This is a genomic window from Qipengyuania pelagi (assembly GCF_009827295.1).
GTDB lineage: Bacteria > Pseudomonadota > Alphaproteobacteria > Sphingomonadales > Sphingomonadaceae > Qipengyuania > Qipengyuania pelagi.
This window is the reverse complement of sequence record NZ_WTYD01000001.1, coordinates 1-13,894: the sequence shown is the minus strand read 5'-3', so window position 1 is coordinate 13,894 and position 13,894 is coordinate 1. Positions and strand designations below refer to the sequence as shown.

The 13,894-nt window shown below is 59.8% G+C and carries 13 protein-coding genes and 3 pseudogenes; 12 read left to right on the top strand and 4 right to left on the bottom strand.

The features are described 5' to 3' along the window. Positions 1–135: 135 nt before the first annotated feature. The 3 genes and pseudogenes from GRI47_RS00080 to arsC all read left to right on the top strand — a co-directional run. Positions 136–477, top strand: coding sequence for an ArsR/SmtB family transcription factor (locus tag GRI47_RS00080; RefSeq protein ID WP_160659396.1), 342 nt, complete (start codon positions 136–138; stop codon positions 475–477). A 30-nt stretch (positions 478–507) separates the two neighbouring features. Continuing rightward, a complete protein-coding gene (locus GRI47_RS00075) occupies positions 508–1,029 on the top strand; it encodes an arsenate reductase ArsC (protein ID WP_160659395.1) in 522 nt (173 codons plus the stop codon). After that, positions 1,026–1,403: pseudogene (arsC, locus tag GRI47_RS14870) on the top strand (arsenate reductase (glutaredoxin)); the annotation flags it as partial. The gene GRI47_RS00075 and the pseudogene arsC, both read left to right, overlap by 4 nt. On the opposite strand, the pseudogene htpX reads toward arsC, so the two are convergent. After that, positions 1,307–2,242 (bottom strand): annotated as a pseudogene (gene htpX / locus GRI47_RS00065) (zinc metalloprotease HtpX); the annotation flags it as partial. The pseudogenes arsC and htpX overlap by 97 nt on opposite strands. Positions 2,243–2,493: 251 nt before the next feature. Here htpX and groES point away from each other — a divergent pair. The 5 genes from groES (at position 2,494) to GRI47_RS00040 (ending at position 6,446) form a co-directional block, all read left to right on the top strand. Further along, positions 2,494–2,808 (top strand): co-chaperone GroES, encoded by a 315-nt coding sequence (gene groES / locus GRI47_RS00060; protein WP_160659394.1) that lies wholly within the window; start codon positions 2,494–2,496, stop codon positions 2,806–2,808. Positions 2,809–2,860: 52 nt separating this feature from the next. Beyond that, on the top strand, positions 2,861–4,480 hold the full coding sequence (gene groL, locus GRI47_RS00055) for a chaperonin GroEL (protein WP_160659393.1): 1,620 nt from the start codon (positions 2,861–2,863) through the stop codon (positions 4,478–4,480). Positions 4,481–4,720: 240 nt separating this feature from the next. Next, complete coding sequence (locus tag GRI47_RS00050; RefSeq protein ID WP_190788892.1) at positions 4,721–5,215, top strand: Hsp20 family protein; 495 nt, start codon at positions 4,721–4,723, stop codon at positions 5,213–5,215. A 220-nt stretch (positions 5,216–5,435) separates the two neighbouring features. Beyond that, positions 5,436–5,873, top strand: a complete 438-nt coding sequence (locus GRI47_RS00045; protein WP_160659392.1) for a hypothetical protein — start codon at positions 5,436–5,438, stop codon at positions 5,871–5,873. 72 nt (positions 5,874–5,945) lie between these two features. Further along, positions 5,946–6,446 (top strand): Hsp20/alpha crystallin family protein, encoded by a 501-nt coding sequence (locus GRI47_RS00040; RefSeq protein WP_160659391.1) that lies wholly within the window; start codon positions 5,946–5,948, stop codon positions 6,444–6,446. A gap of 75 nt (positions 6,447–6,521) precedes the next feature. Here the strand turns inward: GRI47_RS00040 and GRI47_RS00035 are convergent, their stop codons facing one another. Further along, positions 6,522–6,836: an NADH dehydrogenase ubiquinone Fe-S protein 4 gene (locus GRI47_RS00035; RefSeq protein WP_160659390.1), complete on the bottom strand. Its 315-nt coding sequence runs from the start codon at positions 6,834–6,836 to the stop codon at positions 6,522–6,524. A gap of 105 nt (positions 6,837–6,941) precedes the next feature. Between GRI47_RS00035 and GRI47_RS00030 the strand changes: the two genes are divergently transcribed. Continuing rightward, a complete protein-coding gene (locus GRI47_RS00030; protein WP_160659389.1) occupies positions 6,942–8,735 on the top strand; it encodes an SLC13 family permease in 1,794 nt (597 codons plus the stop codon). 10 nt (positions 8,736–8,745) lie between these two features. Continuing rightward, complete coding sequence (locus tag GRI47_RS00025; protein WP_160659388.1) at positions 8,746–9,981, top strand: cation:proton antiporter domain-containing protein; 1,236 nt, start codon at positions 8,746–8,748, stop codon at positions 9,979–9,981. Positions 9,982–10,338: 357 nt separating this feature from the next. Here the strand turns inward: GRI47_RS00025 and GRI47_RS00020 are convergent, their stop codons facing one another. Then, the gene (locus GRI47_RS00020) at positions 10,339–11,925 is read right to left on the bottom strand and encodes an ABC1 kinase family protein (RefSeq protein ID WP_160659387.1); all 1,587 of its coding nucleotides are present in this window, start codon (positions 11,923–11,925) and stop codon (positions 10,339–10,341) included. A gap of 4 nt (positions 11,926–11,929) precedes the next feature. Next, the gene (locus tag GRI47_RS00015; protein WP_160659386.1) at positions 11,930–12,421 is read right to left on the bottom strand and encodes a MarR family winged helix-turn-helix transcriptional regulator; all 492 of its coding nucleotides are present in this window, start codon (positions 12,419–12,421) and stop codon (positions 11,930–11,932) included. 125 nt (positions 12,422–12,546) lie between these two features. Here GRI47_RS00015 and GRI47_RS00010 point away from each other — a divergent pair, with 125 nt between their 5' ends. Then, complete coding sequence (locus tag GRI47_RS00010; protein WP_160659385.1) at positions 12,547–13,674, top strand: HlyD family secretion protein; 1,128 nt, start codon at positions 12,547–12,549, stop codon at positions 13,672–13,674. Next, positions 13,671–13,894: pseudogene (locus tag GRI47_RS00005) on the top strand (EmrB/QacA family drug resistance transporter); the annotation flags it as partial. The gene GRI47_RS00010 and the pseudogene GRI47_RS00005, both read left to right, overlap by 4 nt.

Here is a 13,894-nt window from a genome sequence, read left to right as displayed (position 1 = left end):
CAAATTCTGGCGAGCAACTTTTTTTCTGTCGGGGAGAATACTCGGGAGAAATACTTAATTTCGATTATACTCGAATTATCGATTGCGCCGGTGCACAGGTGCCTTATGACGCATTCAAAGCAAACGGAGATTCGCATGACACAGGGCAATCAGATCTGGGCCGTCGATGCCCTCCAAGCCCTTGGGCACGAAACGCGATTGTCGGTCTTCCGCATGCTTGTGAAGGCGGGGTCGAACGGGCTGATGGCGGGCGAGATTGCGCAGGGTTGCGGCGTTCCCGCCTCCACGATGTCGCATCACCTTGCCAACCTCGAGCGGGCAGGCCTCGCGACATCGCAGCGCGAGAGCCGGGTGATCCGCTACCGCGCGGATTACGCCGGCATGCGGCAGCTGCTCGCCTTTCTGATGGAAGATTGCTGCCAGGGGGATCCGCTGCTCTGCGCCGATTTCTCCGAGATTGCTGCCTGCAAGCCCTGATCACCAACCACCGCTCATTTCGAGGTTCCGATGTCTGACAAGGTTTACAGCGTATTGTTTCTCTGCACCGGGAATTCGGCGCGCTCGATTCTGGGCGAAGCGCTGATGAACAGGATGGGCGAAGGCCAGTTCGCTGCCTACAGCGCTGGCAGTCAGCCCAAGGGTGATGTGCATCCGATGGCGATCGAAGTGCTGGTCAACTTCGGCTATCCGACCGACGGCCTGCATTCGAAAAGCTGGGATGAATTCACGAAACCAGGTGCACCCGAGTTCGATTTCATCTTCACGGTTTGCGACAACGCCGCCGGCGAGAGCTGCCCCGTATTTCCCGGCAAACCTATCACCGCCCATTGGGGCGTGGAGGATCCCGCCGCCGTCGAAGGCGAGGATCAACGCAAGGCGTTCCTCGATGCCCTGAGCTATCTCAAGCGTCGGATCGAACTGTTCCTGATGCTGCCGATCAAGACCATCGACGAGATGGCAATGCGCAGCAAACTCGCCGAGATCGGGCGCGAGGAAGGTGCCAGCACCAAGGCCAAGGGCGCCCAATGACCTTCGACATCGTCATCTATCACAATCCCGAATGCGGGACCTCGCGCAACGCGCTCGCCATGATCCGCAATGCCAAGATCGAGCCGCACGTTGTCGAATACCTCAAGACGCCGCCGTCGCGCGCAATGCTCGAAAGCCTGATTGCGCGGGCCGGCATCACCCCTCGCGAGCTGCTGCGTGAAAAGGGCACGCCCTTTGCCGAACTCGGTCTCGACGATCTGGCCTTGTCGGACATGCAGCTCATCGACGCGATGATGGAGCATCCCATCCTTATCAACCGCCCGCTGGTGGTTTCAACGCTCGGGGTGAAGCTTTGCCGCCCGTCGGAAGAAGTGCTCGACCTCATACCTGCCGCCCAGCGAGGGGCGTTCGCTGGAAAGCTGTTCCGCCTCAGCGTGCTGCGCTTCAATTCACGCAGTGCCGAAATCCGGCGCTCGGTCGCGGGATGGGTCGAGAACAGCTCGCCCACATGCGTCGGAACGATGTAGAGTTGGGCGGCAGCTGGGTTCCGCTCGGTCACCGGGTTCGGCACCTGGCGCGCCGCGTGAGAAATCTTGCGCAGCGCCGAGGCTAGTGCATCGGGATCTCCGCAAATCTCAGCTCCCGCTCGGTCCGCACCGAACTCGCGCGTCCGACTGATTGCCATTTGCACGATCATCGCCGCGAACGGAGCGAGCAGTATCGCTCCAATCAGCGCCAGCGGGTTATTCCGGCTATCACTCGAGAAGATCATGCCGAAGTTCGCCAGCATGGAAATCGCACCAGCGATGGTCGCCACCATCGTCATGATGAGCGTATCGCGGTTCTGGATATGGCCGAGTTCGTGCGCCATTACCGCTGCGACTTCATCGCGCGACAACATGTCCAGCAAGCCCGTCGTAGCCGCGACCGCCGCGTTTTCAGGATTGCGGCCTGTTGCGAACGCGTTGGGATGTGGGCTGTCGATCACATAGACTTTCGGCATGGGAAGACCGGCGCGCTGAGCCAGGATCGCGACGATGCTGTAGAAATCGGGCGAGGTCCTCGCGTTCACCTCGCGCGCCTTGTGCATCGACAAAACGATCTTGTCTGCCTTCCAATAAGTCACGAAATTCATCGCGCCCGCGATAATGAGCGCAATGAGAGCGCCGCCGGTCCCGCCAATCATGTAGCCTGTGCCCATGAACAGCGCGGTCAGGGCAGCGAGCAGAATGAAAGTTCTCATAATGTTCACTGTTTATCCTCCAACCTAGAGAAACTTCCCAAAAACTAGTGAACAGGTCTTTCGTTTCAATATCTCTGATGCATACGAATGAATCATGTGAATGCGGCGCCAATCCATGGCGATTCATGCGTCGCCGAGCTGTGCAAATTTCTCGCCGAGAGGTTCTTGAAGCCGCTTCCGCCGGAACTAGATCGCGAAAATCTCCTGCCGAAAATGGGGGAGATTTCCGTGTTCATATTGCTTTGTAATGGAGGTTATGCATGCACTTTAAACCTTTGCACGATCGCGTGCTGGTTCGTCGCCTTGAGGCGGAAGAGAAGACCGCTGGCGGCATTATCATTCCCGACACTGCCAAAGAAAAGCCGATGGAAGGCGAAGTTGTCGCCGTTGGCCCAGGTGCGCGTGACGATGCCGGGAAGCTGGTGGAACTCGCCGTCAAGGCGGGCGACCGCATCCTGTTCGGCAAGTGGTCCGGCACCGAAGTGCGGATCGAAGGCGAGGACCTGCTCATCATGAAGGAGAGCGACATCCTCGGCATCATCGAAACCACCGCCGAGCTCAAGAAGGCGGCGTAAGCAACCAACCCGATCTTCGGTTCAATCGAAGGAAGAGAAAGGAGCAGGCCAGATGGCTGCGAAAGAAGTAAAATTTGCGTCGGATGCGCGTGATCGCATGCTCCGCGGCGTGGATACGCTTGCAAATGCGGTCAAGGTAACTCTCGGCCCCAAGGGCCGCAACGTGGTGATCGAGAAGAGCTTCGGTGCCCCTCGTATCACCAAGGACGGCGTCACCGTCGCCAAGGAAATCGAACTCAAGGACAAGTTCGAAAACATGGGCGCACAGATGCTGCGCGAAGTCGCCAGCAAGCAGAACGACAAGGCGGGTGACGGCACCACCACCGCCACCGTTCTCGCTCAAGCGATCGTTCGCGAAGGCGCGAAGGCTGTTGCTGCGGGCATGAACCCGATGGACCTTAAGCGCGGGATTGATCTTGCGGTTGGCACTGTCGTCAAGGACATCGAAAGCCACGCCAAGACGGTATCCGCCAACAGCGAAATCGCACAGGTCGCGACCATTTCCGCCAATGGCGACGAAACCGTCGGTCGCATCCTTGCCGAAGCCATGGACAAAGTCGGCAACGAAGGCGTGATCACGGTCGAGGAAGCCAAGAGCCTCGAAACCGAGCTCGAAACGGTCGAGGGCATGCAGTTCGACCGCGGCTACCTCTCGCCCTATTTCGTAACCAATGCCGAGAAGCTGAAGGTGGAACTCGAGGATCCGTACATCCTCATTCACGAGAAGAAGCTGTCGAACCTGCAGGCGCTGATCCCGCTACTCGAACAGGTCGTGCAGTCGGGCAAGCCGTTGCTGATCATCGCCGAGGACGTCGAAGGCGAAGCCCTAGCAACCCTCGTTGTCAACAAGCTGCGTGGCGGCCTGAAGGTCGCGGCAGTTAAGGCACCCGGCTTCGGCGATCGCCGCAAAGCCATGCTGGAGGATATTGCAATCCTTACCGCCGGCAATGTTGTCAGCGAGGAACTTGGTACGAAGCTCGAGAACGTCACGATTGGCATGCTCGGCCGGGCCAAGAAGGTCATCATCGACAAGGACAACACTACCATCGTCGATGGTGCCGGCAACAGGGCCGACATCGACGCCCGGGTCAGCCAGATCCGTGCCCAGATCGAGACCACGACCAGCGACTACGACCGCGAAAAGCTGCAAGAGCGCGTGGCCAAGCTCGCAGGCGGTGTGGCCGTCATCCGCGTTGGCGGCGCGACCGAGGTCGAGGTCAAGGAACGCAAGGACCGTGTCGACGATGCGCTCCATGCGACCCGTGCAGCGGTCGAAGAAGGCATCCTTCCCGGTGGCGGGATCGCTCTGCTGCGGGCGCTCAAGTCGCTCGAAGGTCTCAAGGCTGCCAATGATGACCAGCAGTCAGGCATCGACATCGTTCGCCGTGCGCTGCGCGCCCCGGCCCGCCAGATCGCGGAGAACGCAGGCGAAGACGGTGCCTACATCGTCGGCAAGCTGCTCGAAGGCGACGACTACAACCATGGCTTCAACGCCGCGACCGGTGAGTATGAAGACCTGGTGAAGTCGGGTGTGATCGATCCGGCGAAGGTCGTTCGAACGGCGCTGCAGGATGCGGCATCGGTCGCCTCACTGCTCATTACGACCGAGGCGCTCGTGGCCGAACTTCCTAAGGAAGATGCACCGGCACCGATGCCGGCAATGGACTACTGAACCGCCAGAATTCAGTCTTGGCAGACTGGCAGGCGCGCTCGAAAGGGCGCGCCTGCTTTTCTTTCAAGCATCTGAATTAAAGGCATAAAAATCTGCATTTCGACTCTTGAAACCGCTTTTGACCTTACTAAATCAGAAATTGCCGGATGCCATAATAGGTCTGGTTGGACATTAGAGCGTCAGCTCTTTCGTTCGCTGACGCTTCTCGTGCCCAGATTGCTCAACAAGGAGGATTTGGAAATGAGAACTGCATTCGATTTTACCCCCTACCGGCGCTCCACCGTCGGTTTTGACCGTCTGTTCGACGCACTCGAGCGAAGCTCTCGCGTCGATACGCAGGACGGCTATCCACCTTTCGATATCGCCCGAACAGGCGAAGAAAGCTATCGCATCACGCTCGCGGTGGCCGGCTTCAGTCCGGACGAGATCGACATCACCGCTCAGCAGAACCAGCTCATCATCTCCGGCGAAAAGGCCGAGAAGGATGAAGACGGCGTCGAGGTGATCCATCGCGGGATTGCGACGCGCGCGTTCGAGCGCCGGTTCCAGCTGGCCGACTATGTCGAAGTCCAGGATGCGAGCTACGAGAACGGTATGCTGACGCTTTCGCTCGAGCGCGTCGTTCCCGAAGCGATGAAGCCGCGCAAGATCGAAATCGGTGCAAGCGGCAACGACAACGCGCCGCAGATCACCGACGGCAAGTCGAAGGACAAGGCCGAGAAGAAAGCGGCCTAAGCCTGGATCTTCGAGCAAATCCTCGCCGGGTCGGGTGCACCAGTACTCGGGCCGGACGGGGAGGCATGGCTGGCCGGGTCGACCGGTCGGGCGACGAGTGGTGTGCGATAGACAATAAATCAGCGACCTCCGCCCTCATTGGATGACCCTGTCCGCCATGCAGCTCGAAAGAGCGTCGCACGAACGACGCTCCCTTGCAGCGAACGAAAGGAGGATAATCATGCTGCGCAAATCGAAACTCGTGGCGGCGACCGCCGCTCTTTCACTGGCCTTCCCGACTGCCGCGTGCGCTCAGGAGGCTGAGACCCAAATCGAACCGGTCAAAACCACCGAGGAAGTGGAGGCCGATGTCCAGGCGCAAACCGATGAGACACTCTCCGAGCGCCGCGCCGAGCTTCTCGCGGAAGCGACTGAAGCGTTGAGCGAGACGCAGAAAGCGATCACGGCTCATCGCAGCAGGTTATCTGATAGGTGGCTACGCGCTGTGCGCTGCTATCGTCTTGGGAGCGCTTGGTTTCCGGTTGCGCGAATATCAGCGCAGCCGGGATCAAACCGACAAGGACGAACCAAGTGGCGACAGCAATGTTGCTTCGCCCGCCTGAACGAAAGTGCGATGGCTCGACTTCAGTTTGCCGGCACTGATTGTGTCGGCATCTAACGAGGGGTGTTCGCACGACCCCCGGCGGCATCCCTCACCCTCGTTTGTAACGCAAAGTGAAAGGAGAAGAAGATGAATGTACGTGACTTGATTCCATGGTCTCGCAACGAAGAGCGTCTTCCGGTCGCTCGGCGGGACGAACGCAGCGATCCGGTCTCGACGCTGCGAAGCGATATCGACCGGCTGTTCGATCAGGCCTTCGGTTCGTTCGGCCTGCCCAGTTTCGCATCGACGCCAAGCTGGCCAAACATCGAAGTCCGCCGCAAGGACGGCGAACTGCTCGTCACAGCGGAAGTCCCGGGCATGTCGGAAGACGACATCGAGCTCTCGCTTGATGACGGTATGCTGGTCATTCGCGGGGAGCGACGCTCCGAGGACGGCGATGAGGCAAGCGGGTATTCCGAACGCTTCTACGGCCAATTCGAACGCCGGATGAGCCTGCCGCAGGGCATCCAGGAGGACAAGGTGAGCGCGGAGTTCCGCGACGGCGTCCTCAGGATCCATCTGCCGCATGATGAGCAGATGTCGCTCTCGGGGCGGCGTATTCCGATCAATCAGGAAACGCGCCACTAAGAGGCCTGAAGTGGAGCGACCGGGAAATCCGGTCGCTCCTTCCTCAACTCAAGGGCTTCGAATTGCCGGTTTGGTCTAGCGCACCTGGTAATCCCAATCCTGTCTTTCGGCAAAGGCAACTGCGCTTTCGCGGTTCGGGAAGTTCAAGCGGACATGCCGGAAAGGATCATCGTTACGTGTCCAACCGGTAAGCGGATCGGCACTCAAGGGGCGCGAAGCAGGAAATTCGAGCACCCATGGCCGTTTGCGGGAACCGCCTTGCATCACGGATTTGGGCTCTCGATAGATGCGCGCCGCCGGGATCTCGCTGACTGTAAGATTGGTGCCCGGTTGTTTCGGGTGACGGGGCGGAAGATTGTGCCCCAAGCCTGTCTTATCGGTGCGTATCATCCTCTTGTCTCTGGAGCGTTTCAGGTCCCATGATTTGACGCGCTAGGCACTGAAATTGTTCCCATGAGCGGTGCAGGATCGACAATAGTAAAGCAACAAAATCGAATGACAGCAGTGAGTGCCTTTGTAGAAAGCAACTCAGCCTGGATCGGGCTGGCGATACTGGCGCTCGTCTTTGCTGCATTCCTATCCGAGCGACTGGCGCCGGTGACAATAGCTCTGACCGGAGCGAGCGTGATGCTCGCATTCGGTTATCTGCCACGCAGCGAGCTTCAAGCGGTGTTCGGCAACCCCGCACCGGTGACGATCGGCGCGATGTTCGTCCTCTCCGCCGCGCTCGTCCGCACCGGCGTCATCGAAGCGCTTGCCAGTATCGCCACGCGGCGCGCCGAGCGCACACCCAAACGTTCGATCACCGAGCTTCTTGGCGGTACCTTTTTCGCTTCGGCGCTCGTGAACAACACACCGGTAGTCATCGTCCTTGCTCCCATCGTGCGGCGGATTGCCGCTGTCGCCGGATCGAGCGCGCAGCGACTGCTTATTCCGCTCTCCTATCTCTCGATCATGGGCGGGTCTCTGACCCTTTTGGGAAGCTCGACCAACCTTATCGTGGACGGGGTTGCGCAACGCGCGGGAGAGGCGCCGTTCGGAATATTCGAACTGACCGGTATCGGGCTCATCGCTGCGGGAGCTGGGATCGGCACCTTGCTCCTCCTCGGTCGTTGGCTTCTTCCCGATAACGACGGGCCAATGGATCGCTCTGGCGCTCGGCCGATCGAGGAGCGGTATCTGACCCGCATTCAGATAGGCGCGGCTAGCCCTTGGGTCGGACGGAGCCTTAAGAGTATTGGTGGGTTGCAGCGCTCCGGAGTTCGGCTGCTCGCCGTCAGAAGAAGTGGCCACCTCACTCGCAATCCCGATCCGACGTTCGAACTGGCCGCAGGCGATGAACTGGTTGTCGCTGCGGACCAGGCCGAACTGCTGGGGTTGAGCGAGGAACTCGGTGCCGATCTCGGTCTTGCCAAGCGCGAAATTGCCAATTCGCCCGACGATCGGGTCGTAGAAGCATCCATCGGGCCATCGCACCCTGCGATCGGCCAGCAGCTGACCGACATTCCGTTTCTCAATCGGAGCGGCGCGCGAGTTCTTGGGGTTTCACGTCCGCGGCATCTACCCGGCCCCACGCTCGAAACCGTGCGCGTCCGCCCCGCTGACCAACTCCTGATCCGCTGCCCGCCGGAAGCCGCGGCAGACATTCGCGACAACGTCAATCTCATCGATATCGATGAACCCGATATTCGCCCTTATCGTCGGTACAAGGCGCCGATTGCGATCGCGACCATGTTCGCGATCATCGCTCTCGCCGCTCTACAGGTCGCGCCCATCGACCTGCTCGCCATTCTCGGGGTCACACTCGTTCTTTTCACGCGCTGCATCGATCCGGAAGAGGCCTGGCACGCTATCGAAGGTAACGTGATCGTTCTCATCTTCGGAATGCTGGCGATCGGTCTCGGACTGCAAGGAGCCGGCACCGTCGACCTGATCGTCGACGCCGTCGAACCCGCGCTCACCATTCTCCCGATCTTCCTGGTGCTGATCCTCGTCTATGCGCTCACCTCGTTTCTGACCGAGGTGGTCACCAACAACGCGGTTGCCGTTATCATGACGCCCATCGTCATCGACCTCGCAAACAGCGTCGGGGTGGATACCCGCGCCCTGCTTCTTGTGGTCATGTTCGGCGCCTCGGCGAGCTTCGCCACTCCGATCGGGTACCAGACTAACACGATCGTTTATGCGACGGGCGGATACCGGTTCGTCGACTTCCTCAAGATCGGCCTGCCCATGAATATCGTCGTGGGCCTCGCCACATGCATCGCCATCTGGTGGATTTACGTGTGAGAGCCTGTCGATGACCGATCTGCTCACCATCGTCACAGTGCTTCTTGCGGCAAGTCTCATCGTCACACTTGTGCTGCAGCGGATCGGGGCGCCCACGCTCATCGGATACATATTGGTTGGGCTCCTGATCGGTCCAACCGGGATTGGCCTGCTCGAAGCGAGCCCGCAGCTCGAGCTGCTTGCAGAGATCGGCATCGTCTTTCTCATGTTCAATGTGGGCCTGGAATTCTCGTTGCCGGTTCTTCTGGCCTCGCGCCGCGCAGTGCTGGGGCTCGGCGGCCTGCAGGTGCTTTGTACCAGTGTGATCGTTGCCGGATTGGCATTAGCCGCAGGGGTTTCGTTCCTGGCAGCCGTTCTTCTTGGAGGCGCGGTCGCGATGTCATCGACAGCGATCACGATCCGCCAGCTCACCGACCAGGGCGAACTCGATACTCGCCACGGGCGAGCATCGGTCGGGACCCTCCTGTTTCAGGACCTGGCGACCTTACCATTCCTTGTCCTCGTTGCGGCGCTGGGCGTGGTCGGGAGCAGCCACGACGCCGGGGCCGATATCGCGACCTATGGACTGTCTACACCCGCGCAATCGATGACCGATATCGATGCGGGGGTCTGGAGCGAGCTGGGTGCAAGGCTTGGCATCGCGGTGCTCGCGTTCGGCGCAGCACTCGTTATTGGCCGACGCCTACTGTTGAGAATTGTGTCGCTGGTCCATCGCACCGGTTCGCGCGAACTCTTCATGCTTGCCATGCTCACCATTGTCATCGGAGCTGCCTGGGCGGCGCATGAGATCGGTTTATCGCCGCCCCTGGGCGCTTTTCTCGCAGGAATGATCCTTGGTGAGACCCGTTTCAAGGACGACGCCGAGACCGATATCGCGCCGTTTCGTGCAGTGCTGCTCGGCCTGTTCTTTGTCTCGGTGGGGCTGCGCGTCGATCTTTCGGTCATCGTTCCCAATGCCGGTCTGGTTGCCGGCTTCGTTACCGCGCTTATCGTTGGTAAAGGTCTAATCGTCTTTGCACTCGCACGCCTGCTGCGAGAGCCTACCGAAGTGGCCGCGCGAACCGGCGCGATATTGGCGCATGGTGGCGAGTTTGGTTTGCTGATCCTGACACTGGCACTTTCGCAGAACGTCATCTCGGAAAAGATCGGTCAGCCCCTGCTCGGTGCAATCGTCATTTCGATGATCTTCGCGGCATTTCTTATCAACGCGAATGGACGCCTTTTCGGCTCGGCAAGTCAGGGATAACTATTTTCGAAGGGCTGCAAAGAGGAATGAACCGAGGGTTCTAAAACGTCTACAGTTTAGGTCGTACGCTCAATGTCAGCTATCGCGCACCGTCGCCTCAAACCGGACCGTCCGTTTCCGGCCCACTTGCAGCCGGTCCGCAATGCGCCCTCATAGCGGCCATAAAGTCAGGCGAGGACACGCCTGAAAGCTGCCGTTCCAAAGTTTCGTCTGATTGAGGAAAATAAGCCTTCAATCGCAATAGGTCGAAAAATTTTCTTCGCGATGCGTCTTGGTCGCTGAAGTGAGGCGCATGAAATCCTCGTTAAGTTCGGCTTTGCCGTATCGTGACCGTGCACGAATTAAGTTGCTCCTTCATTATGACTTTCGGATGAGCACCACCCCAGCAATCACAAGCGCGCCGCCAGCCAGAAGCCAGGATTGATCGACAAGCAACGCGCTAGCTATGATCAATGCGGCAGCTAGAGGGCCTTTCAAGGACTGACGCTCATTGCGAAGTCCAGCGAGCTGCTCGATACTGAGCGGATCGAGCTGAACCGGCACATATCCTGACTTTGCGATCGAGTTCGCAGTGGCAAGTATGTCGGGCAAGGACGCCGACAACCCCAGCAGCTGACCGCGAAGTCTCTTCAAACCCGACCGAGCGCTGCCGAGCGAGAACCGCTCGGCGAGAAGCTCCGTCATGATCGGCCGGGTCTCTTCGGCGATGTTGTAGTCCGGTGCCAGCGATCGGACGAAGCCCTCTGCAGTCAACAAGGTACGCAGAAGAATGGCCAGATCAGGTGGCAGAACCAGTCGATAATCCCGCAACAGATCGAAAACGCGGGAAAAAATCTGCGAGAACTCGATGCCAGATAGCACGGTCCCCCTGAACTCTCCAATCAACTGATCCAGATCCACCGCGAGCGCATCGCGATCCACCTTCGGCTCCCCCGCCCATGCGAGCAGGACATCCGCGACATCGCTGGTTTCCTCACCAGCAATCGCAAGCACGAGGCGGACGATTTCGTCGCGCCTGGCCTTGGTGAGCGTCCCGACCGATCCGAAGTCGATGAAGCCGACATCCTGCTCGCCGATCAGGAAAACATTGCCGGGATGAGGGTCGCCGTGGAATTCGCCGTTCAGAATGATCATGCGCAGGACTGCGTTGGCATAGCACTTGGCGAACGCCGCCACCTCCGGATCGCCCGATGAGGCGCCCAGCGAAGACGCGGGCCTGCCGTACAGGCGTTCCTGAACGTTCACCCGCAGCCCGGTCAGTTCCCAATGGATGGCCGGGGTCCTGACGCCGATGGTTTCGAGATATGCGCCGATCCGCTCGCAGGCTCGGGATTCCGCAGCGAGGTCCATCTCCCAGGCAAGATTGCGGCCGAAGGTCCGCAGAAACTCGACTGGCCGGTAACGCGCGATGTCAGGCGAGCGTGCTTCCGCGATCTCGGCAAGACGCACAAGCAGGCGCACATCGGCTTCCATGCGCGCGGCGGTGCCCGGGCGGCGAACTTTCACGATGACCTCGCTACCGTCCCGTAGCTTGGCGGAATAGGTCTGTGCAATCGAGGCGGACGCCAGAGGCTGTTCGTCGAACTGCGCAAAGTCGTTCCGCCAGTCCTCACCCCAGCTTGAAGCAAGTACGGGCTCGATATGTGCGAAGCGCACCGGCGACACCTGATCGTGCAGGGTTGAGAATGCAGTGATCCAGTGTTCGGTAAACAGATCGCTTCGGGTGGCGAGGAGCTGCCCCAGCTTTATGCCGACTGGCCCGATGTCACGGAGGAACGCGACAACTGCGGCCGGACGAAATTCGCGAGGATCGATGACATTGCTCGAAGAGGGAATAAATCCGAGGGCTCCGGCGAGAGTCTTCGCACCGTGCCTCATTAAGATTCGGCCGATCTCCGCGGCGCGAGCGATGCTGCTGATAGGCTTTTCCGGGGGCGATGCCATGATATTACTCAGCCTCGGCCCGGAGTTGGTCCAGATTTTCCGATACCCTTGCAAGAATCTGCTGCAACGTTTGCTTCTCGTCGGCGGCAATGTCGCGCCAAAGCAGATCATGAAGCCTATCCGCGGAGCCTCTCAGTTCGGGCAGCATATCATCTAGCTGCTCCGTGAGGATGAGCTGCCACGCTCGCCGATCCGTCTCAGCTCGAAGCCTTTTCATCAGCCCGCGTGCGCAAAGACCTGCAACCGCCTGGCCGATGGTCGCCGATTCCAGTTCCAGTTTCTTGGCGATTTCAGCCTGCGTAAGGGCAGGATCGCGAAGAAGTTGTCCGATGATCCTCCACTGTGTCTGATTGAGACCGATCCTGGCGACCCTCGCATCGTACACTCTGCGCGCGCCGCGACTGATCTCGTCCATAAGATAGAGAATGCGGTCATCATCGGTGATGATCTTCTGCCGACGCTGAGACCGTGACATGGTATCTGGTTTTTCATCCATAGGGCTGTGTAGTCGGATAGCCTCGGATGCCCAAATGCAAACTGCTAAATGCCTTTACTATCTGACTCACGGCTCATAGGGCGCGAGACGCGTTCACCTTTTACTGAGGCTGCCGAAAGAGTCAGATGACCGATAACTCCAACCAACCGGAGCAGGAGGGCACAACCCCAACGAAACCGCAATCGCGGCGTAGCTTGCGCATCGTGCTAATCATCGTTGGTCTTGCCGTGCTGCTTGGCGGGATCTGGTGGTACTACCGGCACGTAACCTACGGACAGTACATGCAGTCGACCGATAACGCCTATGTCGCTGCCGACAGCGTCGTTATCTCTTCCAAGGTAGCGGGATACGTCGAAGAGGTCTTCGTAGGGGAGAACGAGCAAGTAGCTCGCGGCGGAGCCCTCGTACAACTGGATCTGCGGGATTATCAGGCGCAAGCGCAGCAGGCGCGCGCACAGATCGCTGCGACCCTGGCCGGTGCCGACACAATCCGTTCTCAGGTATCCGAACAGGATGCAGCCATTCGCCAGGCGCGGGCCCAACTCGCCGCCGCGAGCGCGGCACTGGACCTCGCGAACGACCAGGTGGCGCGATATCGGCCCCTTGCCGCGACAGGAGCCGAACCGCGGGAAAAGCTAGACCAGTATGAGGCGCAGGCGCGGCAGGCGCGGGCCGAATTCGCCGCTGCGCAGGCGGCGGTGGCTGCCGCGACCGCTCGCCGGGGGACCCTGTTCGAGCAGATCAGCCAGACCCAGGCGCAGGCGGACGCTGCTCGCGCTCAGCTGGAAACAGCCGACCTTACGGTTGAATCGACCTTGCTGCGCGCCAGCAAGGCCGGCCGAGTCGGCGATCTCTCGGTCAGGGTGGGCCAGTTCGTGCAACCGGGTCAACGTTTGATGACGGTGGTTCCGGTGAGCGCGATCTACGTGACCGCGAACTTCAAAGAAACGCAGGTCGGCCTCATCCGGGCCGGCCAGAGCGTCAGGCTCGAAGTTGACGCCCTGCCAGACCTTGAGATCGCGGGACGAGTGGACAGCATATCGCCGGGAACGGGCGCGGAATTTTCCATCCTCCCCCCCGAAAATGCCACCGGCAACTTTACCAAGATCGTTCAACGGATACCCGTCCGCATCGGTATCGATGCTCCCCCTGAAGTGCGGCGTCTGCTCGTTCCCGGCATGTCGGTAGTGGCTACGGTCGACACCCGGAATGCTGCCGGCGAATTGGAAGAGATCTCGAGTCGGACTCAATGACCGAGATACTGGCAGCGCAGGACACTTCGATCGGGCCGGCCGGGGGCCGAAAGAACGCAGACGTGACTGCCTGGGTCGCTGTGGCCGCGGGCGCGCTTGGCGCCATGCTCGCGACGCTGGACATATCAATCGTCAATTCCGCACTCCCCGTCATTCAGGGCGAGATCGGTGCCACAGGCGCCGAAGGCACCTGGATTGCTACGTCATTTCTCGTTGCTGA